23 protein-coding genes are annotated in these 26,251 nt (G+C 38.6%); 12 read left to right on the top strand and 11 right to left on the bottom strand.

Annotated features, from left to right (window positions below; translation table 11 throughout):
• Positions 1–50: 50 nt before the first annotated feature.
• The 3 genes from ACYT6F_RS01020 to ACYT6F_RS01010 form a co-directional block, all read right to left on the bottom strand.
• Positions 51–1,496 carry an aminoacyl-histidine dipeptidase gene (locus ACYT6F_RS01020; RefSeq protein WP_472599484.1) on the bottom strand — a complete coding sequence of 482 codons (1,446 nt, stop codon included), beginning with the start codon at positions 1,494–1,496 and terminating at the stop codon, positions 51–53.
• 83 nt (positions 1,497–1,579) lie between these two features.
• Positions 1,580–2,074 carry a hypothetical protein gene (locus ACYT6F_RS01015; protein WP_472599483.1) on the bottom strand — a complete coding sequence of 165 codons (495 nt, stop codon included), beginning with the start codon at positions 2,072–2,074 and terminating at the stop codon, positions 1,580–1,582.
• A 20-nt stretch (positions 2,075–2,094) separates the two neighbouring features.
• Positions 2,095–2,700, bottom strand: coding sequence for an LURP-one-related family protein (locus tag ACYT6F_RS01010; protein WP_472599482.1), 606 nt, complete (start codon positions 2,698–2,700; stop codon positions 2,095–2,097).
• 305 nt (positions 2,701–3,005) lie between these two features.
• Between ACYT6F_RS01010 and recR the strand changes: the two genes are divergently transcribed.
• Genes recR through ACYT6F_RS00985 form a run of 5 tightly spaced genes read left to right on the top strand, consistent with a single transcriptional unit; the run spans position 3,006 to position 7,152 of the window.
• Positions 3,006–3,620 (top strand): recombination mediator RecR, encoded by a 615-nt coding sequence (gene recR, locus ACYT6F_RS01005; RefSeq protein WP_472599481.1) that lies wholly within the window; start codon positions 3,006–3,008, stop codon positions 3,618–3,620.
• 23 nt (positions 3,621–3,643) lie between these two features.
• Positions 3,644–4,435: a glycosyltransferase family 2 protein gene (locus ACYT6F_RS01000; protein WP_472599480.1), complete on the top strand. Its 792-nt coding sequence runs from the start codon at positions 3,644–3,646 to the stop codon at positions 4,433–4,435.
• Positions 4,432–4,983 carry an acyltransferase gene (locus ACYT6F_RS00995; protein ID WP_472599479.1) on the top strand — a complete coding sequence of 184 codons (552 nt, stop codon included), beginning with the start codon at positions 4,432–4,434 and terminating at the stop codon, positions 4,981–4,983. Before ACYT6F_RS01000 ends, ACYT6F_RS00995 begins: the two co-directional genes overlap by 4 nt.
• A gap of 4 nt (positions 4,984–4,987) precedes the next feature.
• A complete protein-coding gene (locus ACYT6F_RS00990) occupies positions 4,988–6,121 on the top strand; it encodes an NAD-dependent epimerase/dehydratase family protein (protein WP_472599478.1) in 1,134 nt (377 codons plus the stop codon).
• Complete coding sequence (locus tag ACYT6F_RS00985; protein WP_472599477.1) at positions 6,118–7,152, top strand: WaaS/CpsH family glycosyltransferase; 1,035 nt, start codon at positions 6,118–6,120, stop codon at positions 7,150–7,152. The genes ACYT6F_RS00990 and ACYT6F_RS00985 overlap by 4 nt, the downstream gene beginning before the upstream one ends.
• 77 nt (positions 7,153–7,229) lie before the next feature.
• Here ACYT6F_RS00985 and secG read toward each other — a convergent pair whose 3' ends face one another.
• The 3 genes from secG to ACYT6F_RS00970 form a co-directional block, all read right to left on the bottom strand.
• A complete protein-coding gene (gene secG, locus ACYT6F_RS00980; protein ID WP_472599476.1) occupies positions 7,230–7,586 on the bottom strand; it encodes a preprotein translocase subunit SecG in 357 nt (118 codons plus the stop codon).
• Between the two features lie 130 nt (positions 7,587–7,716).
• Entirely contained in the window at positions 7,717–9,762 is a 2,046-nt protein-coding gene (locus ACYT6F_RS00975; protein ID WP_472599475.1) for a M16 family metallopeptidase, read from the bottom strand.
• A 47-nt stretch (positions 9,763–9,809) separates the two neighbouring features.
• On the bottom strand, positions 9,810–11,123 hold the full coding sequence (locus ACYT6F_RS00970) for a M16 family metallopeptidase (protein ID WP_472599474.1): 1,314 nt from the start codon (positions 11,121–11,123) through the stop codon (positions 9,810–9,812).
• 356 nt (positions 11,124–11,479) lie between these two features.
• Here ACYT6F_RS00970 and ACYT6F_RS00965 point away from each other — a divergent pair, with 356 nt between their 5' ends.
• From ACYT6F_RS00965 to ACYT6F_RS00940, 6 genes are all read left to right on the top strand, one after another.
• Positions 11,480–13,336: an ATP-binding protein gene (locus ACYT6F_RS00965; RefSeq protein ID WP_472599473.1), complete on the top strand. Its 1,857-nt coding sequence runs from the start codon at positions 11,480–11,482 to the stop codon at positions 13,334–13,336.
• Positions 13,337–13,350: 14 nt separating this feature from the next.
• Entirely contained in the window at positions 13,351–13,719 is a 369-nt protein-coding gene (locus tag ACYT6F_RS00960; RefSeq protein WP_169232475.1) for a response regulator transcription factor, read from the top strand.
• A gap of 113 nt (positions 13,720–13,832) precedes the next feature.
• Complete coding sequence (locus ACYT6F_RS00955; RefSeq protein ID WP_472599472.1) at positions 13,833–16,166, top strand: ATP-dependent helicase; 2,334 nt, start codon at positions 13,833–13,835, stop codon at positions 16,164–16,166.
• Positions 16,167–16,273: 107 nt separating this feature from the next.
• Positions 16,274–18,994 (top strand): TonB-dependent receptor plug domain-containing protein, encoded by a 2,721-nt coding sequence (locus ACYT6F_RS00950; protein ID WP_472599471.1) that lies wholly within the window; start codon positions 16,274–16,276, stop codon positions 18,992–18,994.
• Positions 18,995–19,097: 103 nt separating this feature from the next.
• The gene (locus tag ACYT6F_RS00945; protein WP_472599470.1) at positions 19,098–19,916 is read left to right on the top strand and encodes an alpha/beta hydrolase; all 819 of its coding nucleotides are present in this window, start codon (positions 19,098–19,100) and stop codon (positions 19,914–19,916) included.
• Positions 19,917–20,007: 91 nt separating this feature from the next.
• Positions 20,008–20,775 carry a phospholipase D-like domain-containing protein gene (locus ACYT6F_RS00940; protein ID WP_472599469.1) on the top strand — a complete coding sequence of 256 codons (768 nt, stop codon included), beginning with the start codon at positions 20,008–20,010 and terminating at the stop codon, positions 20,773–20,775.
• Positions 20,776–20,882: 107 nt separating this feature from the next.
• Here the strand turns inward: ACYT6F_RS00940 and ACYT6F_RS00935 are convergent, their stop codons facing one another.
• The 4 genes from ACYT6F_RS00935 to ACYT6F_RS00920 all read right to left on the bottom strand — a co-directional run bounded on the left by ACYT6F_RS00935 (position 20,883) and on the right by ACYT6F_RS00920 (position 24,316).
• Positions 20,883–21,971: a serine hydrolase domain-containing protein gene (locus tag ACYT6F_RS00935; RefSeq protein ID WP_472599468.1), complete on the bottom strand. Its 1,089-nt coding sequence runs from the start codon at positions 21,969–21,971 to the stop codon at positions 20,883–20,885.
• Positions 21,972–22,073: 102 nt separating this feature from the next.
• The gene (locus tag ACYT6F_RS00930; protein WP_472599467.1) at positions 22,074–23,096 is read right to left on the bottom strand and encodes an alpha/beta hydrolase fold domain-containing protein; all 1,023 of its coding nucleotides are present in this window, start codon (positions 23,094–23,096) and stop codon (positions 22,074–22,076) included.
• 76 nt (positions 23,097–23,172) lie between these two features.
• Positions 23,173–23,556, bottom strand: coding sequence for a DUF3037 domain-containing protein (locus tag ACYT6F_RS00925; protein ID WP_169232482.1), 384 nt, complete (start codon positions 23,554–23,556; stop codon positions 23,173–23,175).
• Positions 23,543–24,316: a HipA family kinase gene (locus tag ACYT6F_RS00920; RefSeq protein WP_472599466.1), complete on the bottom strand. Its 774-nt coding sequence runs from the start codon at positions 24,314–24,316 to the stop codon at positions 23,543–23,545. The genes ACYT6F_RS00925 and ACYT6F_RS00920 overlap by 14 nt, the downstream gene beginning before the upstream one ends.
• A 157-nt stretch (positions 24,317–24,473) precedes the next feature.
• On the opposite strand from ACYT6F_RS00920, the gene ACYT6F_RS00915 reads away from it, so the two are divergent.
• On the top strand, positions 24,474–25,322 hold the full coding sequence (locus ACYT6F_RS00915; protein WP_472599465.1) for an alpha/beta hydrolase family protein: 849 nt from the start codon (positions 24,474–24,476) through the stop codon (positions 25,320–25,322).
• A gap of 33 nt (positions 25,323–25,355) precedes the next feature.
• Here ACYT6F_RS00915 and ACYT6F_RS00910 read toward each other — a convergent pair whose 3' ends face one another.
• The gene (locus ACYT6F_RS00910) at positions 25,356–26,177 is read right to left on the bottom strand and encodes a flavin reductase family protein (RefSeq protein WP_472599464.1); all 822 of its coding nucleotides are present in this window, start codon (positions 26,175–26,177) and stop codon (positions 25,356–25,358) included.
• Between the last annotated feature and the right edge of the window lie 74 nt (positions 26,178–26,251).

Below are 26,251 nucleotides of genomic sequence, written 5' to 3'. Positions count from 1 at the left end.
ATATCCAAAATCAAAATAATTTTGGATATTAATATAGCAATTTTACAATTCTATTTTAAAGGAATATTGGCTAGAATATCTTTCGTAAAACTCCAGAATTTCTGTGCAGAAGGAATATTGGCTTTTTCATCAGGCGAATGTGCTCCTCTGATCGTAGGTCCGAAGCTCACCATTTCCATATCCGGATAATTGGCTCCGATAATTCCGCATTCAAGGCCGGCGTGACAGGCTACAACATGAGGCTTTTCTCCGAACTTTTCAGCATAGATATTTTCCATCAGCTTTACAATTTCCGAACCGGGCTTCGGTTTCCATCCGGGATATGAACCACTGAATACGGTTTTCATCCCGGCAAGTTCTGCCACAGACTTCAACTGCTCAGAAACGGAATCTTTTGAAGATTCTACCGATGATCTTGAAAGATTTAAAATTTTTAAGTCACCTTCTTTGAGTTGTACTCTGGCCACGTTGTTGGAAGATTCCACAAGATCCTGTACATCCGGGCTCATCCTGTAAACACCGTTATGAAGTGCCTTCAGCGTAAGGATGATTTTTCGTGAATCTTCTTCGGAAAGTGCTTTTTCTGAAGTGGTTGAACTTTCAATATTGATATGAAGATTAGGCTCTACGGTTGCAAACTCTTCAATAATTTCTTTTTTCAGTCCGTTGGTTACCTCCTCGATAAACTCCTGTGCATTTCTTACGGAAACAATGGCTACCGCCTCTCTTGGAATGGCATTTCTCAATCCGCCTCCGTCAATGGAAATCAGCTGAATATTCTCTTTGTCAAGTGCTTTATAAAGAATTCTTCCTAAAATTACATTCGCATTTCCGAAACCTTTATGGATATCCATTCCGGAATGTCCGCCCTGAAGGCCTTTTATTTCAATTTTGATAATTTGTCCCTTGGCTACTTCCGTATTATAATCCTGCGAAATAGTAACGTCAATTCCACCGGCACAGCCGATATCAATTTCGTCGTCCTCTTCCGTATCAAGGTTAAGGAGAATCTGTCCGGTCAGCTGTCCTGGCTTCAATCCTAAAGCTCCGGTCATTCCCGTTTCTTCATCTATGGTGAAAAGGGCTTCCAGCTCAGGATGCGGAATATCCGTACTTTCCAGGATTGACATAATAGTAGCGACTCCCAGTCCGTTATCGGCTCCCAGGGTTGTTCCTTTTGCCTTTACCCAGTCTCCGTCTACTTCCATTTTGATGCCTTCCGTTTCAAAATCGAAATTAACATCGTTGTTTTTCTGGCATACCATATCCAGGTGTGATTGAAGAACTACAGATTTGCGGTTTTCCATTCCCGGTGTTGCCGGTTTTTTGATAATAACATTACCGGTTTCATCAACCGTAGTTTCCAATCCTAAATTTTCACCGAATTCTTTAATGAAAGCAATAACTTTTTCTTCTTTTTTTGATGGTCTAGGAACAGCATTCAATCTGGAAAAATTCTTCCAGATAATCTGCGGTTCTATATTAGATAGCTCCATTGAAATTTATTTTTCTCAAAATTACAAAATAAAAAATGCTTCCGGATGATCAGAAGCAGTATTTTTACCGGCAGCAGGAAGTTTTAGCATCCGCATTCACCATAGATTGGCATTTTAACAACAGTTCCGTCCGGTTTTTCAATCGTGAGTGTTCCTTCAAAAAGCAAAACTTCTTCACCCTTTATTTTTTTACCTTTTACGGAAATTTTATAATTATCATTTTCTATTTCTTTGGTCAGTTCGTCATCGCCTTCCATATCGCTGGATGAAATAAGGTTGAGAACAATTCTTTTACCGTCAAGTTTCATGTATGCGGTTTTGCCGGCATCATCAGCGTAAATGTACTTTTCAGCAAGAAAATCTGCTTTGCTTTTGGCAAAATAACATGAACATTCTTTAATTTCCGAAGGAAAAGGAAACGTATCGACTGCAATTTTTCCAGATGAAACATCAGCTGCTGCAGAATCCTGAACGATTTGTACAGAATCTGAAGAAACCGAAAGCTGAGTATTTTGCTGCTGTTCCTTTTTACAGGCAACCAGCATAAAAGCAGAAAAGAAAATGATAAAATATTTCATTGTTTGTGGTTGTTAAAGGTTTATCCTCGTGCTCTCTCAAGAAGCGTCATCATTAATAAGGAAAGGATCACAAGGCTTTCTTCTTCATCATCAATATCGATAAGGCGATCAAGTTGAAATCTTCTTCCGAAGAATGAAGGCATCTTTTTTAGTTTAAAATATTCTTTTCCGTCGATACCGGTAACGGTGTAGGAAGGGTTCAGGAAATATCCTGTAAATGCTCCGATAAGCGGAATCTCACCAACTACTCCGTCGAAAAATCTTACCCATGCACTGTCTTCCTGGATTTTGAATTTCGGCTGATCGTTGGCATCCAGAACATCATAGCTGGCTTTCCAGAGAGAACGCATTCCTTTTCTTGCCATTCTTCCGAAGTTTCTTCCGGTAGCAATTTCGGTTAGAGAATAAGAAGCATTAAAATCAATCCATTGATTGGCTTTGATTCTGAAGAGTTCTTTGGTTTTGCTTTCATCATTAAAAACAATGACATCCTCCTTCAGCTTAAACATTTTCTGACGCACATACGCCACATAGTTACCGTTTCTGTCCGTGATATTGAAGTCACTGGCCAATGTTGTAATCTTAAATTTAAAATCCAGCGGATAATTTAAATTGTTAAGTACCATTTCGTTTATTTTTCAAGTTAATATTTAGTGGATCAAAGATAATATTAATTGCTTTAAAACATAGGGTATCTTAACTTCATTTAATTCAAAAAGTAATTATTTTATGAACATTTAAGATTAATTTAGGCTAAAACCTCCAAAGCTTCTTTCACCGCTGCACCAGGTTTTCCGGTAACCTTGAAAGTCTCCTGCACCCCTGCGACCAACTTTTCGGAGACCGGGAAAGTTCCTTTCACCCTGCAGCAACCTTTCCGGAAAGGGAATTGCTTTGGAGAATTTTGAATCTTTTTACTTATTTTTGTGTTATGGATTACCCAAGTAAAGTTTTGGCAAAAGCAGTGGATGAAATTTCCGGATTGCCGGGAATAGGAAGAAAGACGGCATTGCGTCTGGCACTGCACTTACTAAAGCAGCCGGCCTCCCGATCGGTAAGTCTGGGAAATTCTCTCATCAATCTGGTAAATGATATCAAATACTGCAAAGAATGTCATAATTTTTCAGATTTTGAAATCTGCGAGATTTGCAGCAATCCGAAAAGACATGACGAACTGATCTGTATCGTAGAAGACGTCCGCGATGTTATTGCCATTGAAAATACCGGAAAGTACACCGGAAAATACCTTATTCTGGGCGGTAAAATCTCTCCCATGGAAGGTGTCGGTCCTAGCCAGCTGAACATCCCGAGTATAGAAAAAAAGCTGAACGAAGGAAAGGTAAAGGAATTTATTTTTGCTCTGAGTGCAACCATGGAAGGCGATACCACAGCCTATTATATTTATAAAAAATTTAAAAATTTCAATATTAATTTTTCCAGCATCGCAAGAGGTATTTCTGTGGGTGATGAGCTGGAATATGCGGATGAAATATCATTGGGCCGATCCATCATCAACAGGCTTCCTTACAATGAAGAAAAATCATAATCTTATATAAAAGTATTTAGAATATGATCTCTGTAATAATTCCTATGTTTAATGCTGAAAAAACGATAATCAGAGCTCTTGATTCCGTGAAAAATCAGGATTACGATCTGCATCAGTTTGAGATTATCATCATTGATGACGGGTCTACAGACAGCAGTAAAACACTGTCGGAAAATTACAGAGATGCCCATCCTCAGTTAAAGATTACAATCATCAGCCAGGAAAACGGAGGCGTTTCCAGAGCCAGAAATACAGGTCTGAAAGCAGCAGCAGGAAACTATATTGCTTTTTTAGATTCGGACGACGAATGGTTTCCCGCAAAAACCAAAACACAGATGAAGTTTCTTGAAGATCAAAACTTGGATATCGATTTCATTACCTGCCTTAGAAACGGTGAAAGAATATGGTTCCCCTACCAAAAAAATAAATTCAACCTTGCCCGGATTACCCTGAGGAAATTATTGGTAAGAGTAGACGGCCAGACTTCCACTGCTTTGTTTAAACGAAAAGTTTTGGAAAACACAGGTTTTTTTGATGAAAATCAGCGCTATTCGGAAGATGCCAATTACTGGATGAAAGTTTCCAAAAACAATGCAATGTACATTCTCGGTGAAGAATTGGTATTTACCGGAGGCGGAAAGCGCTCTTTCGGAGCATCGGGACTTTCTGCTAACCTCCCCGAAATGGAAAAAGGGATACAGAAAAACCTCCGTGAAATGTATCTTACAGGAAGAATACACTATTTTGAATATATTTTATTTTTTATATTTTTAAAATTGAAATATATTGTACGGATTTTTAAAAGCAGCATATGATTTATAAAATTTTTTGGGCGTTAAGGGCTGTTATCTATGCTCCTTTTTTCGGAAAGTTCGGTTTCCCTTCATATTTGGGAAAGCCGTTATTTCTGATGGGTACCCGAAAAGTTTTTATAGGCAAAAAAGTACGTATCTTTCCCCATCTCAGAATGGAAGTACACCGCAACGGAAACATTCATATACAGGATGATGTGGTAATTTCCCAGAATGTACATATTACCTCTGCAGGAAATCTTACCATCGGAAAAAGCTCATTGATATTGGCGAATGTTTTTATTACAAATATTGACCATGATTATCAGGAACTTAATAAACATATCGTAAAGCAGGAGTATCTTGTAAGTGAAACCATAATCGGGGAGAATTGCTATATTGGTATGGGAGCGGCCATCATGGCGGGTACCAGGCTTGGGAAGCAATGTATTGTAGGGGCTAATTCTGTGGTAAAGGGAGAATTTCCGGATTATTGCGTCATCGTAGGAGCTCCGGCTAAAATGGTTAAAAAATATAATTTCGAAACCCAACAATGGGAAAAAGTAATATAAAAATATGGAGAAGATTCTGATCACGGGAGGAGCCGGATTTATAGGAAGCAAACTTTCTCTGGAACTTAAGAAAAAAGGTTACGAAGTTACGGTTCTGGACAATCTTTCTTCCCAGATTCACGGAAAAAATCCTGAAGAAGATTCTCCGTTGTACAGAAGTATTTCAGGTAAGGTAAACTTTATCAAAGGCGATGTGGTGAATTTGGAAGACTGGGAAAAAGCAATCGACGGCCAGGAAGTAATCGTACACCTCGCTGCTGAAACCGGAACCGGGCAATCAATGTATCAGATCGAAAAATATACGGAAGTCAATGTTTCCGGAACGGCAAAGATGCTGGATCTTCTGGTGAATAAGCCGCACCGTGTAAAAAAAGTAGTGATTGCATCTTCCAGAGCGGTCTATGGCGAAGGAAAATATCTTCATCCGGAATTAGGTTTAATTTATCCGAAACCAAGAAATACAGAAGAAATGCGCAACGGTATTTTTGAAATCATTTATCCGGACGGACAGATGCTCCGGGCTTTGCCTACGGATGAAGAATCGAAAATACATCCCACCTCCATCTACGGAATTACAAAATATACCCAGGAACAGATGGTCATGACCGCCTGCTCATCAATGGGTGTAGCACCAGTAGCGGTAAGATTCCAGAATGTGTACGGGGAGGGGCAGTCTTTACTGAATCCCTACACCGGTATTTTATCGATATTTTCATCGCAGATTCTTAACGGAAATGATATCAACGTTTTTGAGGACGGAAATGAATCCAGAGATTTCATCCATGTCGATGATGCTGTGAAAGCTACCATAAAATGTATTGAAAATGATGCTGCAAACGGAGAGATCTTCAATGTAGGGACGGGTGTTTCAACTTCAGTGACTACGGTGGCGGAAAATCTCAGGAAATTCTATAATATCGATTTTAAAATTAATGTTTCGGGACAGTTTCGTTTGGGAGATATCAGGCATAATTTTGCAGACATCAGCAAAATTAAATCAAAACTGAATTTCCGGCCGGAAATCTCTTTTGAAGAAGGGATGTCGAAATTTACCAACTGGGTGCTTCAGCAGAATATCCAGGATGTAAAATTCAAGGAATCTTTAGATGAAATGAAAGTAAAAGGACTTTTAAAATGATCAATTTAAATGGCAAAAAAATACTTTTTTTATCAGTCAGTTTTTTTAATTATGAGAAAGCCATAGCAAAAAGGCTTTCTGAACTGGGAGCGGAAGTAGATTTTTATGACGAAAGACCTTCCAATTCAAACTTTTCCAAAGGAATCATAAGGCTGAATAAAAGATTTTATCATTTAAAAATAAATGAATATTACAACCGGATTTTAAATGAAATTCAGGGCAAAAAATATGATTTCTTCTTTTTAATAAAGGGTGAAGCCATACCTACTTTTTTTCTCGAAAAAATTAAGCAGGACAATCCTGAAATGGAGATGATTTATTATAATTTTGATCCGTTGAAAGAATATCCTAATCTTATTGCTCATCTTAAATATTTTGATAAAAAATTTACTTTTGAATATAATGATGCGGTACAGTTTAATCTGAACTTCAGGCCACTGTTCTATCTGGATGAATATGAAAATCTGAATCAGAATCCTGAACCGTCAGAATATGATCTCGTATTTATCGGAAGTGCCCATACAGACCGATATATTGTGGGAGAGCAGGTAAGAGCTATTGCAGACAGGCTTCATCTGAGATCTTATTTTTACTATTACGCCATGGGAAGAATTGCTTTTCGGCTGAAAAAGATAATTGATAAAAATCTTAAACAATTTGATATTGCTAAAGTAAGTTTTAATAAACTGAATCATCAGCAGATCATCGATTTTTACAAGAAAACAAAATCTGTTCTTGATATCAATAAGCCTTTTCAGAATGGTTTAACGATAAGGACTTTTGAGGTTCTGGCTTCAGGGAAAAAACTGATTACCACCAATTCGGATATCAAAAATTACCCTTTCTATAATCCGCATAATATTTTGGTTATTGACAGGGAGAACATTCAGATAGATCCGGAGTTTTTTAAAACAGATTTTAAAGAAATAGATCAGGAGACTCTATACAAAATGTCCCTTAATTCTTTTATTGATTGTATTTTTGGTGATCCTCAAGATGCCTACTGGAACGCTTTCAGGAATAAAGAATAAATTCAAGGGCATATTATGATCATAAAACAAAAAGCAACTCCGGAGAGTTGCTTTCTTTATGTAAAAATATTATTTGCTTATTTTGTTGGCGCAGGAGTCTGAGCCGGAGCTGTTGTGGTAGTAGCGGAAGCAGGAGCAGAAGACTGCTTAGCCGGCGCTTCTTTCGACGCGGGAACCTGTGCAGGAGCCGGAGCGGAAGGTTTACCTGTAATCACAACGCTTAAAAGAATAAGAACGATAATTGTTCCTCCTAATGTCCAGGTTGCCTTTTCCATAAAGTCGTTGGTTCTCTGTACACCAAACTGTGCGGAAGATGCTCCCCCAAAAGTACTGGAAAGACCTCCTCCTTTTGGATTTTGAGCCATAACGATGATTACCAGAAGAATACTGGCGATCATAATAAGAACCATCAATAGTATAAATATAGAATCCATTAATTTGATATCTTTTTGAATGGGCAAATTTAATCTTTTTTTACCGAATGGCAAAGAAAGATGCAGCCAAATTTGATAAAAATAAAAAACGGCAACATTCGTTGCCGTTTTTCTATAAAAATAAGAAGCCTTATTTAAAATCAGAATCTTTTGCCTGATTTATTTCGTAAGATTTCACTTTCATGGTCATATCCATTCCCATCTGATTTACAGAAATAGTGTAAGGCATTTTTACGCCTGCAACATCTTTGTAATCAGAGAACGTGGTAGGGACGCTTACTTCCTGGCCCTGTGCTTTTACCGTTCTTGTTTCCCCGGTTTTCAAACCGGTTTTCACACTGTAATAATAGGTGGTTTCAGGTCCTTTAATTGCATAAGAATCTTCTCCTCCTACTTTTTCAATTCCTGTCAGTTTGTATTCAGGAGATTTGGCGAAAGCCATTTCTTCAAAAAGCTCAGTGTTTTTCTGTTTTTCTGCAATCTGTTCAGGCTTCATAGGAACTTTCTGACCCATTTGCTCAGAGTATCCTGTTTTTCCGTCAAATACCTGCTTTTGAACAACCTGTCCCATAGCCGTAACCTGAGTCATTTCTTTTCCGCCCTGTGCTTTCATCATTTTCATATCAATGTTCTGCCCTTGAATAGACATAGCGGCGTTTACAGTATATGAAGAAATTTTAGAAAGGTTTGCTTTTCCTCCGATTGCATCAAGATATTTATCTGCAACGGAAGCAACCGTTACATTGGCATCGACTTTTTGTGCCGTTGGTTTTGCTACAGGATTTGCGTCTTTATCATAATATTTCACAGGATAACCCAGTTTTTCCAGTCCTTCAGAAATATCAGATGCTTTTCCGGCAATAAAGATTCTGCTTTTGGTTGGATAAATGGTAGAGTTTACCGCACTGGAAACGTCAGCAGCAGTTACTTTATCAATAGATTTCAGATAATTGGTATAGAAATCGCTCGGAAGATCATATACTTTCTGGTTTAGTGCAAACCTTGCGATAGTTGCAGGCTGCTCCAGAGACATGATGAATGATCCTTTCAGCTTTGCTTTGGCATTTTCAAGCTCTTCAGGTTTCACGTTGGAAATCGCGTTAAGTTCATTCATGAATTCCTTAACTGCTTTATCTGTAACTTCGTTTCTCACGCTCGCGCTTGCAGAGAATTCCGGAGAATACTTGCTTACACTCATGTTGGAATATGCTCCGTAAGTAAATCCGTTTTTCTCACGAAGATTCATGAAAAGTCTTGCTTCACCGCCACCACCAAGGATATAGTTGGCAATAGTTGCCGGGAAGTAATTAGGATCTTTCATTTTTAAGTTGTTGATGTTGTTCAGTGAAACAACAGACTGTACCGCTGTAGGAACGTCAACAACATTGATTTCTGTAGTGGCAACGTTGGATGCAGGCTCTACGGGAGTAATCGGAGTATTTGCTTTTTTCCATCCGCTGAATGCTTTTTCGATCATCGGCTTTACCTTGTCGAATTTCACATCTCCTACGATTACAAGATATGCATTATCCGGAGCATAATATTTCTTGTAAATATTCTGTACATCCGCAAGCTGGATTTTGCTGATAGATTCAACGGTTGAAAATTCCCCTCTTGAAGTATTCTTACCGTACATTAATGCATTAGATACTTTTGACGCAATTGCAGATGCATTTTTTTCCTCAGATTTTAATCCTTCAATCGCTCTTTCTTTAGAATCTTCGATTTCTTTTGCAGAAAATTTAGGATTGATGATTGCATCAGCCATTAAACTTAATACCTGAGGGAAATATTTTGAAAGTGAGTTTGCCGCAGCTCCGTTAGAAGAGAAATTAAGATTTGCTCCAAGATAATCTACTTTTTTGTTGAAGTCATCTTTGCTCATGGTAGTCGTTCCGTTTTCGAACTGTTCCGCCATGATGTCGCTTACCCCGGCTACGCTTCCTTCATAGTAAGGAGGCCTGTCCATGGTAAGACTTGCGTTTACTCTCGGGAGTTTGTTGTTTTCCACAACCATTACCGTAAGGCCGTTGCTTAGCTGGAAAGTTTTTGGCTTTGCAATATTGATCGCGGGAGTAGGTCCCGGTTTCGGCATTGCATTAAGATCTATTTTTTGTGCTGAAATCGTTCCTGCGAATAAAAACGCTGCAGCTATATATGTTAATTGCTTTTTCATTTGTAAAAATTTAATTTTAATAATCAATATTTAACCCGGATTAGTGATTACTTTTTTTCAGGTACGTAATTGATGATTATTCTTTGGTTTGAATTAAGATACTTTTTAGCCGCATTCTGAAGATCCTGTCTTGTGATAGATCTGTAAATGTCGATTTCTTTGTTGATAAGATTTGTATCGCCCATCAAAACATGGTTTGTTGCCAATGAAGCAGCAATTCCCTGGATGCTTGAATTGGAATTTACAAACTGGTTCTCATATTGGTTCTGAAGTTTTTGGTAATCTTCTTCGGAAATTAGAGTAGTCTGAATCTTTTTAATTTCAGCGTCGATATCAGCCTGTAAGGTTGCCTTTGTCGTCTGTCCCATCGGGATTGCGAAGAAAGCAAAAATTCCATAATCTTCAAGTCCCTGGTTGAAAGCAGCTACCTGTAACGCTTTTTTATCCTGATCAACTAATTTTTTGTATAAAACAGAAGATTTACCGCTGCTCAGGTAAGAAGAAAGCATATCTAGAATATAAGCGTCTTTTTCTTTATTGCCTGGTGTTCTGTAAGCAAAAACATAAGCAGGAAGCTGGATGTTAGGATCTGTAGCCGTTACTTCTTTTTCCTGTGTGATAGGAGCATCTTTAGGGAAGTTTTTAGGATAAACCGTTCCTTTAGGGATTCCGCCGTAATATTCCTGAATCCATTTTTTTGTCTGTTCAGGCTTAATATCTCCTGCAACTACCAATGTAGCGTTGTTCGGGACATAATATTTTTTGTAAAATGCCTGGAACTCTTCAAGTTTTGCAGAGTTCAGGTCTTCCATAGAACCGATTGTAGGCCAGTTGTACGGGTGATTGGTAAACAGGTTTTTCTGGATGGTTGTAAAAAGATTTCCATAAGGCTGGTTATCCATTCTTAATCTTTTCTCTTCCTTTACAACCTCTCTCTGAGTATCTACACCAACCTGGTTGATTAATGCATGACGCATTCTTTCAGCTTCCATCCAAAGACCCAACTGTTCGTTGTTTGAAGGGAATGTTTCATAGTAATACGTTCTGTCATTCGTAGTATTAGCGTTGTTTTGTCCTCCGTTTGAAGAAACTATCTTGAACCAGTCACCTCTTTTAATATTAGGTGTCCCTTCAAATAAAAGGTGCTCGAAGAAGTGAGCGAAACCGGTTCTTCCTTTCACTTCATCCTTTGCACCAACATGGTACATCACACCTGTAGTTACAACTGGTGCAGAATTGTCCTGGTGAAGGATTACATGAAGACCGTTTGGTAAGTCATACTCTTCAAATTTAATTTGTTGTGCATTCAGAACCATTCCGAAGAAGGCTGCTGCAGCAACCGAAAGAAGTCGCTTTTTCATAAAGTAGAAATTGTTTTGTCAATTAGTGCCAAATTTACTTTAATTGTTACAATCTTTCAAGAATATTTTTTGTAGTTTAAAATCTGTTTACACTCAGGATTATCAGCGATATTAAAAATTGACTTTATCGTTATGTAGGCTACAAAAAATTAATCATCAATATTACTTGATAAGATATGTTTTTGAATTGATAAATTGCTTAATTTTATAATTTCAGAATCGTATTAAAATGTTACGAAAAACTTAAAATAAAGGCCTGAAAATTGTATATCTGTCCAGGAATATTCGGTATGAGGTATTGTTTTATTTTATTCTGTGCGGAATATTAATTTTTTTACATAAATACTCAATAAATAATGAAAAGCTTTTTAGAGCAGAATGTTTCCCAGGATTCTCTCATTACCCTCTTTAGCCAGGCACCGGTAGCCATGTGTCTGTTAACCGGTGACAATTTCAGCATCAACAATGCCAATCCGCAGATGCTGGAACTTTGGGGAAGGGATGCTTCTGTTATAGGTAAATCTTTATTTGAAATACTTCCGGAAATCATCGATCAGGGCTTTCAGGATATTTTGGAAAATGTATACCGCACAGGAGAAACTTTCAACGGAAACAAATGGTCTGTATTTTTAGAGAAATACGGTAAATATGAAGAGCATTTCTTTACTTTTATCTTCGCTCCCGTTTACAATGATGATAAAAAGATTATCGGAATAAGCATTGTGGCTACCGAAGTTACCGATCAGGTACTTTCTGAAAAGATGCTGAGAGACAGCGAATACCGCTTTGAAAACCTTATCAAAAAATCAGATTACCCGATAGCGATTTACCGTACCGAAGAATTGTTTATAGAATTTGCAAATGACCAAATGCTCAAAACATGGGGTAAAGGTCCATCCGTTATAGGAATGAAGCTTGAAGACGCTCTTCCCGAACTTGAAGGACAGCCCTTCATAGGTCTTCTTAAAGATATTTTCAAAACCGGAGAATCGTATGCTTCGAAAGAAGCCAGTGCAGACCTTATTGTAGACGGAAAGCTTCAGACATTTTATTATAATTTTTCTTATAAACCTCTGAAAAGTCCTACAGGCGAGGTATATGCCATCCTCAATATGGCTGTGGACATTACCGATCTTGTAATGGCAAAAAAAGAAATTCAGGAAAGAGAGAAAAAATACCGGGATCTTGCAGATTCTATGCCCCAGTTTGTATGGACCTGCGATAATAACGGAGAAATTACATACATGAACGACAGCTGGTATAAATATACAGGCTCTACAGCCGATGAAAATCAGACAGCTCTGGTAAAACAGATGATGCGGCCGGAAACCTCCAGGAGAGTAGATGAAATCTGGGAAGAATCCGTAAAAACAAATTCCCCTTTCGTAATGGAATATGAGCTTGAAGATCCGGTGCAGAAAGGAAGCTACCGTTGGTTCCTGGGAAGGGCAGTTCCTAATTTCTCTGAAAACGGAGAAGTAAAACAGTGGACGGGCACTTTTACCGATATTGATGAATTCAAACAGCTCGAAACCCAGAAAGATAATTTTCTCGGGATTGCCAGCCATGAGCTGAAAACACCACTTACCAGCCTTAAATTATATACACAGTTTATTAAGGCCAACCTTGAAAAAGCAGGTGATCCTAAAAATGCAGAAGTAGCCAAAAGAATGGATTACCAGATTGATCTTCTTACAGGCCTCATTAATGAATTGCTCGATGTAACCAAGATACAAAAAGGACAACTGCTGCTGAATGAATCCTATTTCGATTTTGATAAGCTTGTGGACGAAGTGGTGGAAGAGCAGCAAATGACCTCAAGGCATAAGCTCTTTGTAAGCAGATCCGCTACAATAGGAGAGGTTTTTGCAGACCGCCAGAGAATATCTCAGGTGATTGCCAATCTTATCAGCAATGCCATTAAATATTCTCCCGATGCGGATGAGGTGCATATTTCTACAAGCATGAACGGCAGTCAGGCTCAGTTCAATGTAAGGGATTTCGGAATCGGAATTCCGGAAGATAAGCAGTCAAAAGTTTTTGAACAGTATTACCGAATCAGCGGGTCAAAAGATCATACATTTTCAGGTCTTGGTCTTGGTCTTTATATCTCGGCGGAGATCATAAAAAGAACCGGCGGAGAGATCTTTGTTTCTTCTTCGGAAGGAAAAGGGTCTGATTTTTGCTTCAGAATCCCAAAGAATAAAAATTAATAAAAGTTTTTACCATGTCTAATGCTGCAAAAATTATGGTGGTGGATGACAGTCCCGCGATTGTTGATTCTATTGAAATGATGCTTGATTTTGAGGGGTTTGAAGTTGCCAAATTTTATAAAGGTTCAGAAATGTTCAGCGCTCTGGATCCCGATATGAAACCTGATGTTATTTTAATGGATATGTGGCTGTCCGGCGAAGACGGCCGTGATTTCTGCAAACTTATCAAAGCTCACGAGAACTTTCAGGACATTCCCGTACTTATCATGTCTGCAAGTCGCGGGCTGGAACAATCTGCTCTCGACGCAGGTGCTGATGAATTCATCGCCAAACCTTTCGATCTTGGGAATATGGTAGATAGGATCAGGCATTACTTAAAGTAGTTTTGTCAACCACTAGTCTAAGTAAGGAATTAATTTAACACTATTTACACGATCATCCAATTTGAATTCTCCATATAATACACTAATTTTGTGTTCCCAAAATTTTTTGCAGCATGGAGGATTATCTGAATGGACTGAATGAATCACAATTTGAAGCCGTTACCACATTACAGGGACCACTTATGGTTCTTGCTGGAGCAGGTTCCGGGAAAACGCGGGTTCTTACAATGCGTATTGCACACCTCATTACAAATGGCGTAGATCCTTTTAATATTTTAGCCTTAACATTTACCAATAAGGCGGCAAAAGAAATGAAAGAACGTATTGCGAAAGTGGTAGGGCAAAGCAATGCGAAAAGCCTTTGGATGGGAACATTTCACTCCGTTTTTGCCCGAATTCTCAGAAGCGAAGCGCATTATCTGGGATATCCTTCCAATTTTACCATTTATGATCAACAGGATGCCCTGAACGTGATCAAGAAGGTATTGAAAGACATGAATATCGATGCTGATCTTTATAAACCTAAGAAAGTTCAGGCAAGAATTTCTACCTATAAAAATAATCTCATTACCGTAAAAGCATACTACGCTAATCCGGAACTTATTGAAGCAGATGAAAAAGCAAATATGAAATTCATCGGGCAGATTTATCAGCGGTATGTTGAACAGTGCTTTAAAAACGGATCGATGGATTTTGACGATCTACTGCTCAAAACTAACGAACTTCTTACCCGCTTTCCGGAAGTGCTTGCCAAATATCAGGACAGGTTCAGGTATATTCTCGTGGATGAGTATCAGGATACCAACCATTCGCAGTACCTTATTGTGAAAGCGTTGGCTTCAAAATTTGAAAATATATGCGTGGTGGGAGATGATGCACAGTCTATTTACTCTTTTCGTGGCGCGAATATCTATAATATCTTAAACTTTAAAAAAGATTATCCGGACGCAATAACGGTTTCCCTGGAGCAGAATTACCGTTCTACCCAGAACATTGTGAATGCGGCCAATGTGGTGATCGCTAAAAACCTTCAGCAGTTCAAGAAAAATGTTTTCAGTGAAAATGAAGAAGGAGATAAAATTAAAATATACCGTTCCCTTTCTGATGCTGATGAAGCCAACTTCGTAGCCGGAAACATCTGGGAAACCAGAAACCGCGAACAGAGGAAATACAGCGATTTCGCAATTTTATACCGTACAAACTCTCAGACTCGTGCATTTGAAGATGCTTTAAGACGTAAAAATATTCCGTATAAAGTGTATGGAGGTTTATCTTTCTACCAAAGGAAAGAGGTAAAAGACCTGATTGCCTACCTTCGTCTCCTTGTGAACGAAAACGATTCGGAAGCATTGATGCGTATCATCAACTATCCGGCAAGAGGAATTGGTGAAACTACTCAGAATAAATTGGTTGTATTTGCCGATGCTCAGAATGTTTCGGTATCGAAAGTATTAGACAATCTTACGATGTATTCACCGCATTTAGGCTTTAACAATGGTGTGCTGAATAAACTCAGTGACTTCTGGTCGATGATTAAAGCATTTCAGGTACTGCTTAAAACAGAAACGGCTTACAGTGTGGCCATGGAAGTTGCCAAAAGAAGCGGACTGATTAAATTTTTAAAAGACGATCAGACACCGGAAGGAATTTCCCGTGTAGAAAACGTTCAGGAATTAATGAACTCCATGCAGGGGTTTATCGAAGAGCAGATGCAGCTGGAAGACGGAGATCCGAGCTTACCGAATTTTCTTGAGAATATTGCCCTTTCCGCAGATACACAGGATAAAAATAATGAGGAAGATATGGTTTCATTAATGACCATTCACCTTTCTAAAGGACTGGAGTTTCCGGTGGTTCACCTGGTGGGTCTGGAAGAAAATCTTTTCCCGAGCTTTATGAGTTCATCAACCAGGGAAGATCTGGAAGAAGAAAGACGTTTGTTCTATGTTGCTCTCACAAGAGCCGAAAAGCAGGCATTTTTCTCGTATGCCATTTCACGTTTCCAGTGGGGGAAAATTACCGATGCGGAACCGTCAAGATTCCTCAGTGAAATTGATGATATTTATCTGGAATTTGTAAATCCGGCTATTGAAAAACGTTTTATCAATAATTCAGGAGTAAGATCCAATATTTTTGATGAGCATCCGTCTGAAATGAGAAGCTTCAAAAAAGTGGAAAAGAAAACCATTGAAAGAAGCGGAGATTCCAAACCTATCGCTGAGCCGAGAAAGCTAAAGCCGGTGAGTACTGCAAAAATCATTAATCCAAGCGGCGCATCTTCTCAGGATATAGAAGTGGGAGATAAAGTGAGACACGACCGTTTCGGAATCGGTGAAGTAACCTTCCTCGATGGTACCGATCCTCAGAATATCAAGGCAAAGGTTATTTTCCAGCATGAAGGGGAGAAAAATCTTATTCTGAAATACGCTAAGCTGACCAAGATTTAAAAAAGCAATTATAACATAATATATTTTCTATAGCTAATTAGTCTATAAATTTTGTGGACTAATAAATATAATTTACATTTGCTGCTTCAAATAGTAAAGAGCAATGTATGAGAAATAAAAAAGCTATTTTTTCGGCTTCAGTATTATTTTTCCTGGGAACATTTACCTATGCACAGGAAAAAGATTCGGTAAAAACAAATAATTTAGAGGAAGTTGTTATCCTCGGATCCAGGAGCGGAGCAAGATCAAAAACAGACAGTCCTGTTCCGGTGGACGTTTTCAATATTAAAGAATCTTCGGTTATTTTACCACAGACCAATATTGCACAGATTCTTAATTTCATCGCACCGTCATTTACTTCTACCATACAGACTAATGCAGACGGTACCGACCATTTGGACCCTGCACAGCTGAGAGGTCTTGGTCCGGATCAGGTGCTGGTTCTGGTAAACGGAAAAAGAAGACACACTTCTGCACTCGTAAATGTGAACGGATCACCGGGAAGGGGAACCGTGGGAACAGATCTGAATGCTATTCCATCCTTTGCAATTAATAAAATTGAAGTTCTGAGAGACGGCGCTTCTGCTCAGTACGGTTCTGATGCCATTGCCGGAGTTATCAACTTGGGACTGAAAAGAGATACCGGAAAACTGACAGGGCAGCTGAGCTATGGCGGAAATCTTACGCCTGCAGCAAATGATCATACCGGAGATTTTGACGGTCAGAATATTCAGGTTGATCTTAATTACGGAAACAAAATCGGGAAAAGAGGAGGTTTCTACAATATTACCTGGACTTCACAGTTCCGGAATCCTACTTTCAGAGCGGGAACGGAAAGCGGAAATATTTTCAATGCCTACAATGCGATTGAACAGCGTGCTCTAAATAACGGTATCAATCTTTCTTCACTGTTCAGCAACATCAACAATACGGCAAACTCACAGCAGATTATTAATTATATTCACCAATATGCGCAGGATGTAAATTATTTTTCCCAGGCTTATCAGAATCAGATCCAGTCGGCAACTACAATTTCTGCATTACAGGGACTTTTGGGCGCCAATGTAACCGATCAGGAGCTGGCTTACCGTGGATTGAACAGAAAAGATTTCAATATGCAGGTTGGACAGTCGAAACTGAATAATCACCAGCTTTTCGCCAATATTGAAGTTCCGCTGAACGACAACTGGAAAATCTATACGTTTGGTGGGTACAGCTTCAGGCACGGTACATCCGGAGGCTTTTACAGAAGACCTAACCAAAGCAGAACTTTTACAGGATTATACCCGAACGGATATTTGCCGCAGATCGGAACAGATATTCAGGATTTATCGCTTTCTGCAGGAATTAAAGGAAACTGGAAAGGCTGGAATGTTGATTTCAGCAATACATTTGGGCAGAATTCTTTTAGCTATGATATAAAAAATACGGGAAATACGTCTTTAAGATTTAACTCTCCGAATGAATTTGATGCAGGTGGACTTAGATTTTCCCAAAACACCATCAACCTGGATTTTTCTAAAAAATATGATGTCTGGAGCGGAATCAACATAGCATTCGGGGCAGAACATCGTTACGAAAACTTTAAAATAACAGCGGGAGAAGAAGCTTCTTACGCCACTTATGATGTTTCCGGGAATGTGTGGAGCGGAAATTCTCCTCGTCCTACCGATTTTTTCGGAGCGGCGCTTCCGGGAGGATCTCAGGTATTCAGTGGATTTAAGCCGGAAAATGCAGTAAATAAAAACCGCCAGGCGGTCGCCGGATATGCTGATTTTGAATTTAATTTTACCGATTGGTTCCTGGCAGATGCAGCCGTGAGATATGAGAACTATTCAGATTTCGGCTCTACGTTCAATTATAAATTAGCTTCAAGGATTAAATTGAATAAAGATCTTAATTTCAGGTTTGCCGGGTCTACAGGATTCAGGGCGCCTTCTATTCACCAGATTTATTATAACGTAACTTCAACGCTTTTCACCAACGGACAGCTTCTGGAAGTGGGAACTTTCAGCAATGATTCCAGAATTGCCAATTTACTGGGAATCCCCGGCCTGAAGCAGGAAACTTCAAAATCTGCAAGCGTAGGATTTACCTACAAAATTCCTTCTGCCAAACTTACCTTTACTGCAGACGGATATTTTGTCAGAATTGATAACAGGATTCTTCTTACCGGCCAGTTTGCAAGATCAGCGGTTTCTCCAGCGACTCAGGTTATCTATGATGCGGAAAGGGTAAATGCCGTACAGCTGTTTACTAATGCAATAGACACAGAAACCAGAGGACTGGATCTTGTAATTGCGCATAATGCAAAATTCTCTGATATAAAACTGGATAACAGTTTCGCGATCAATCTTAACCAGACCCGAAAAGTGGGAGACATTCATTCATCAGGCTCACTACAATCTCCGAATCTTGAAAATGTTTATTTTTCAGAAGCTTCAAGAGTTTACCTGGAAGAAGCCGTACCAAGAGTAAAGGCAAGTTTATCTAATCAGCTTACCTTGGGCAAAGCCATTTTCTATCTCAGAAATACCTATTTCGGTAAAGTGACAAGTCCTGATATTATTGATGCCAACGGGGACGGAGTGATTTCTCCTAATGAGCACCAGGAAATTACAGACAAAATCATTACCGATGTATCTTTAGCCTATCAGTTTACAAAAAATATAGGACTTACGGCCGGGGTGAACAATCTGTTTGATATTTATCCTACAAAAAACCTTCCTGCATCCAGTAATAACGATCAGTTTATCTATTCACGTTCTACCTCGCAGTTCGGGCAGAACGGAAGATTTGTGTTTACAAGACTTAATTTCAATTTTTAAGTATATATTTTTTGCTCAAATTACCATGAATCCGGTTTTTCCGGGTTCATTTTTTATTTAGCTGAACTTCAATTTGTATCTTTAAACCATAAACAAAGTTACAATGAAAAGGATTCTGATATTTTTAATGCTCACCCTGTTTTCAGCGCCGTTTTTTTCACAGGAATACCGTACCGAAAACAACATTCATTATTATGATGAAAAAAAGAATGCATCCGATGCTTACATTAACGAAAGATGCGTTCTGGATATATATATTCCAAAAAATGTAAAGAACTTTTCTACCATAATCTGGTTTCATGGCGGAGGAATAACCGGCGGACAAAAAGAAATTCCCGAACCACTGAAAAACAAGGGTGTTGCAGTAATCGGTGTCAATTACAGGCTTTCCCCAAAAGTAAATGCTCCCAAGTATATTGAAGATGCAGCGGCGGCAACGGCCTGGGTTTTCAACAATATCAAAAAATACGGAGGTGATGAAAATAAAATTTTTATTTCCGGACATTCAGCCGGAGGTTATCTGGCGATTATGGTCGGATTAAATAAAATGTATCTTAATACATATGGAATTGATGCCAATAAGCTTGCGGGAATCGTTCCTTTCAGCGGACAGATGATTTCCCATTTTACTACAAGAAAAGAAAGGGGAATTGATGAACTGGATGCCAGAATCGACGAATATGCACCGCTTCATTTCATCAGGGCAGATGCGCCGCCGTTGCTTCTCATAACCGGTGACCGGGAAAAAGAACTGCTCGGAAGATATGAAGAAAATGCCTATATGGCCCGTATGATGAAGCTGAAGGGTCACAAAGAAACCACTTTATATGAACTTCAGGGTTTTGATCACGGAGGAATGGCCCTGCCGGCTTTTCCTTTATTGCTTAACGAAATCAAGCGAGTTGAGAATTTAAAAAAGTAAAATTTTCAGTAAATATTTAAACATCAGCTTTGCAGAATTTGTTCTGCAAAGTTTTTTTATCTTAAATAGAAATTAAAAAATTGATCTTGATATGGGAATTTTCTACAACAATGCGCTTTGCGATATTTATATAGGAAAAAATGCAGGCGCTAAAATGATGCAGGATATCAGAAATGCTCAAAAAAATGTGAAAATTGTCTCACCTTACCTGTCGCCTTTCTTAATTAAAGAACTTATTTACCTACATTCCAAAGGAATTAAAATAAGGTTGATTACCAGTGATGAAATCGAAGATTTTTATGGCTATGACAAAAATATTCACAAGCTTATTATCCAGCACAGACATGTTGATGAAAAATCACAACAAAAAAGAAATGATCTTATAAGCCTTTCGGGAATGCTGCTTTTTGCGATGATCGGATTAGGACTTATTTTGCTTGCATTAATGTATTTTTTAAATAACTTAACCTTTGCCTACGGTTTTATTGGGATTGTTCTGATGTTTTTGATAAGAGATTCTGTTGTTAAAAAGATAAAAAGGACGAAGATCTATCATTACACCTATAAACAGCTTTTTCCCTTTAAGGTTTATGTTTCTCCCACTCACGGAAATTCTTCCCATAAAACCTTTATTCACAGTAAAATTTACATTATTGATGACGAAATTGCCTATTTAGGGTCTCTTAATTTTACAGGAAGCGGAGTAAAAGATAATCATGAAACCAGAATAAGAACTACAGACGCCAATGCCGTGGCAAAAATCATAGAAGAGATGAAGGAGATTTTTTATCACTCCGATCTGCCGGAAAGAGATATGCAGTTTTGGGGAAGCCAGCTGTATGACGAACCAGATTATTAAAAGCAAATTGTGAAGATGTTGCGCTGATAATTGTAAATTAATAAAGATAAATATATTTTCAATATTTTAAATTCACTGCAAAGCAGATTGGCCATTCACCATTACCTTTAATTAATCACCGCATTAATTTTTTGCCACAAAACATTATCAAAATCGGACAGGGCGAGGTTTACATTATCCGCAGCGTCACCCATTCTGATGATGACCAGTTTTTTGCCCGGGACAACGTATATTTTCTGGTCATTTTTACCTAAGGCACAAAACATATCATCCGGTGCGCTCGGAATCAGTTTTCCATTAAACTGAAACTGCGTCTGCGGGAGATGGTAACTTGATTTACCGTTGAGCCACCAAAGATATCCGTATGCTAAATTGATATTCTGCGAGGTGTTGGTTGCGCTTTGAAAATAGGCGGAGTTGATGATCTGGTTGCCGTTCCAGTTACCATTATTTAAAGCAAGTAATCCGAAACGGGCCATGCTTCTGGTCGTACTCCAGTAAACACTATTGTCACCGTTTTGGATCCAACTTCCGGTCATTCCTATTTTATCCCTCAGTTTGGTGTTGAAATATTGGGTCCAGGTTTGGCCTGTGGCGGCTGCCACCACGTCCTGAAGTTTTACGTAAACATTATGATAGGCCCATCGTGTTCCTGCATCAGCCTTATATTTTAAATTGACAGGACTTACATCATCACCAAGGCTGTCATCCAGCCCTGAAGTCATGGTCAGCAGATTTTTGCAGGTAATTAAATTCTCTTTGGCTAAAGGAGCGCTCGTCCAGCCCGTTCCGATATAAGCTGAAACTTTATTGTTGATATTTAAAAAGCCTTCCTGTTCGGCAATTCCGGTAACGGTTGAGGTTAAGGTCTTTCCGGCACTGGCCCAATACCATGGCGTTGTTGCCGTGTGTCCTGAAAAATAATTTTCCATTACAATTCTGCCGTTCTGGAGAATCATAAAGCTTTTGGAATTTTTTTGCTGAAGATAATTCAGCAGATCCTGGATTTTATCCTGGTGCCATCCCAATGAAGATGCAGATTTTGTTTCCCAGGTATCAATGTTGGACGGTGGGAAGTACATAGATTCTGGAGATGAGGGAGTTTCAGTCTGTGGGTTTTCTGCGGCAGAATCATCCTGACCGCAGGCAATCACTGAAAAACAGGCAACAACAAAGAGTAAAGATTTTAATTTCATTTAAAGCTGATTTACATTCGGACTTTAGATGAACGCATACCACAGAGGTTAAATTTAAATTAATAAAAATATTAAATGTTTGGATATTTAATAATGTATACGTTATTTATGATGGGATATGATAAATTTTACCATATCATCAGTAAGCTGATCCAGATAAGCTTTATCGGTAGTTCCAAAACCGTGGATACCGTCTTCTACAATGATTAATTGGTTTTCGATATGATATTTTTTCAGCTTTTTCACCAGCTTTTTAGAATGTTTTAAAGGAGCAACTTTGTCTTTATTTCCATGGAGGATAAAAGTGGGAACGCCATGCTCAGTATCGTTGACAGGAGAAACGGTTTCAAGATAATCGATCGCCTTTCTTTTTTCCGTATTGATATCATAACCCGAAATTCCATAAACCAGCTTTTCCCTGATTTCCACAATCGGTTTAAAAAATAATCCAACTACTGCTACAGGAGCTTTTCCCAATCGTGTATGAAGAAGTTTATTGAGATCGGTCGGTCCGAAATTATCAACCACATAATTTACTTTCGCAGAATAGGCTGAAAGCTCCGGGCTGCCGGTATATTCGCGGTCACCGGTATAAGCGGCAAGCAGCGATAAATGTGCCCCGGAAGAAACTCCGAAATAACCTATATTATTTTCATCAAAATTATATTTTTCAGCATTTTTCCTTACCCAGCGTACTGCATCTTTTGTATCTTCAACAGGGAGTGGAAAATGCACTTTGTCACTTACCAGCGTATATTCTATACTGATTACTGCAAAATTCTTCTCAATGAGTTTTGCAATAAAATTTTCGATGTAATTATTTGCCCTTACGATCTTGTCGCCTTTTGCCCATGCTCCGCCGTGTACGTAAATCACTACCGGAAGTTTGGAAGCTGCAGAATTTTTAGGCCTGTATATATCTAATGAAACCGGCGTTCCCAAACTGTTTGTTTTATAAACTATATTTTCAGAGAAAAGTGCTTTTTCAGGAAGCAGTGTGCTGGGCGGATTTTTGGTTTCCGGCAGATCCTGAGCATAGCTGAAGGTAAAAAGGCTTAAAGAGAAAACAAAAAACAGGTTTATCATAAACCTGCTGAATAATGTATGGTTCGTGGGAAAATTCATAGAATAGATTATTGCTGAGTTATTCATTCTCAAAACCCCTCAAAAACTTTACCAAAAAATCCAGTTTTAACTGCGCTTAAAGAATAAGCTCGTCAAAGAGCTTTTCAAACGTCTTCTCAAGATCTTTTGATTTTCCCGGATGAGGTCTTGAAGTCTGTACCACAGAACTTCTTACGGCTGTAAGCCATCGGAAACGATCTGGGATGTCAAGTTGTGCAATAGGCCCGCCGTCTTTGTCTCCATCAGCAATTTTCTGGAAACTTTTAAGATTCTGGAGAATATCGTCATAATCTAACTTGCTGCGCATTAACCGGAACTTATCAGGACACAGGTAATACGCTACCCGAATATATTTTTCCTTTTTCGAGAACATAATCAGCCCGATGTTGAAAAATTCTTCTCTTTCAACTTTAGGCACCAAACGTATCACGGCATATTCGTAAATTTTATCCTCTTGCATTTTTGGCTTCGTTTAAAAAGATTTCAGAATGTTCCAGTCTTGTTTTCAGGAAATTAAAATAAATTTCCCGGATTTCTTCCGGGCTTTCGTCCGCATCTTCCCAATGCAGCCAGTCTTCCGGGATGAGGTTTACGATCTCACGGAAAATATTTTCGTTTAAAACCTCTTTTGCCAATCGGTCTGCTTCGTCGAGTTTTGTGGCCTGTGGCAGAAGAACGTGATCTTTAACGTATTTAAAAGGTGTTTTTGCAGCAGTATCAAAATTCTGCCAGGAATGATGGAAATAAAAGGATGCACCATTATCAATCACCCATAATTCTTTATGCCACATCAAAAGATTGGTATTCTTGAAAGTACGGTCGATATTAGTAATGAAAGCATCCAGCCAAACGATTTTTGATGCCAGCAGCGGATCGATTTTTACACTCGGATCGTAAGCAATAGATTCGGAAAGGTAATGAAGGCCAAGATTAAGACCTTCTGAGAATTTTAATAAATCCTGAATTTCTTCATCTGCTTCAGTCCTTCCGAAATCGACGTCAAGGTTTACAAAAACCAGCTCGGGAATCTGTAATCCTAAAGCTTCGGTGATTTTTCCGCCTAAAAGTTCGGAGATCAGCATTTTAACACCGTGACCCGCACCGCGGAATTTTAAAACATATTTAAAATCATCATCCGCTTCTGCCAGAGCGGGGAGAGAACCTCCTTCCCGAAGAGGCAGAATGTAACGCATGACCGTGACTGTTCTTAAATTCAACATATGGCAAAAATAAGATTTTTACTTTGTGTTTATTTCTAATTATGCTATTTTTAGGTAAAAATAATCTCACTATTAAAATTTATCTTATATATATTTTTTTAAAAAGTCGGGAAATTTTTCGAGTTTGAGATATTTAAAGTTTAAAAAACAATAAAAAATGGAGGTCACAAAAAAGCAGAATATTATTATTTCGAACCCTGAAACCAAAGATTTTCTTGCGGATGCGTTTTATCCCGAAGAAGAAGAACAATTACCGCTTGTTATTTTTGTACACGGCTATAAAGGCTATAAAGACTGGGGTGCATGGGATTTGATGGCGGAGAAATTTGCAGAAGCAGGATTTTTCTTTGTTAAATTTAATTTTTCGCATAACGGAACTACCATTGAAGATCCCCATAATTTTGCTGATCTTGAATCATTTGGGAACAATAATTATTCAAAAGAGCTTTCGGACCTTGGAGTTGTAATCGATTATTTCAGCAAAAATGACAAAGTTGATGCGCATAAAATCATCTTAATCGGACACAGCAGGGGAGGCGGAATTTCCATTATTAAAACCTATGAAGACGAAAGAATCAACGGTTTAATCACGCTGGCAAGCGTTGATTCTCTGGACCGTTTTCCTAAAAATGAAGCTTTTGAGGAGTGGAAAAAGTCGGGTGTTTATTTTGTTACTAATGGCCGTACAAAACAGGAAATGCCCCATTATTATCAGTTTTATGAAGATTATGAGAAAGACATACACCGTTTTGATGTAGAAAGAGCAACCGAAATGGCTAAAGCTCATTTTCTGATTATTCACGGAACAAAAGATGAAAGTGTCAGTGTGAAAAATGCGGAGCATCTTCATATTCTGCATCCGAATTCCGAGATGTTTTTAATAGAAAATGCAGATCATACTTTTGGGGCGAAAGAACCCTGGGAAAAGCCTGTTTTACCAGATAATCTCAATGCTGTTGTTGAGAAATGTATTGAATTTATCAGAGAGAAAATAGTTAAAGAATAACATAAAAAGGAGTGAAAATTTTCACTCCTTTTTTTATTTAGCTAAAAGCTTCCATGCTTCATCGATCTTACTTTCCAGCAGCAGTTGCTGTGCATTTTTGTGTATCGTTTCATCACTATGGTAATCTCCTTCCGGAAGAACTTCTACGTTAGCAAGCATCCCAAGGTCATTTCCCGTAAATATTTTGCTGAATTTTATCTGATCGGGAAGAAGATCAAACCCGATCCCTTTTGTTACCAATGGTTTCGGAACTTCAAAAAGATTGTTTTCATTATTTCTGGAATACCAGTTGCTTCCCAAACGTGCAACCATATCAAGCTTTGCCTGATCCAAATTTCCCTCTTCATTCAGGTATTCTTCTCTGATGTGGATTTTTTGTACTTCACAGATGACAAGATTCCCGGCACCACCCTGATCTCCCAATGGTTTTACTTCCAGAACTTTACATTCAAAATTCACTGGACATTCTTCAATTAATTTAGGCTGAACAAGATCTGCATCTTTCATAGTCAGTCCCGCTTTAATAAATTCATTTATGCCTTCCTCATATTCTGTGGAAGCTAATGAAATCTGCTGAACAATCGGAAAATTTACGGTTCCGATTACTACTTCAGGAACTTCCAGCACATTTTCCAGCGTATGTTTGGTTGTATTGTCCCGTACTCTTCTCGAAGGGGAAAAGATCAGAATCGGAGGAACTGTACTGAACATATTAAAAAAACTGAACGGCGATAAATTGCTGTTCCCGTTTGCATCAACCGTTGAAGCCAGTGCAATCGGCCTCGGTGAGATGGCCGTCTGCATCACCGTCTGCAGCTGTACAGGTGTTATTTCGGATGGGATGAGTGTTTTCATTTTTCTCTTAATTGTATCACATTAGTCACATTAGATTTTAGATTAAAGATTGAAAAATATTTTAGAACACATTA

The sequence above is a fragment of the Chryseobacterium sp. NG-CE01 genome (assembly GCF_055695505.1).
The sequence above is the reverse complement of the archived record's forward strand: the minus strand, read 5'-3'. Positions and strand labels throughout refer to the sequence as shown.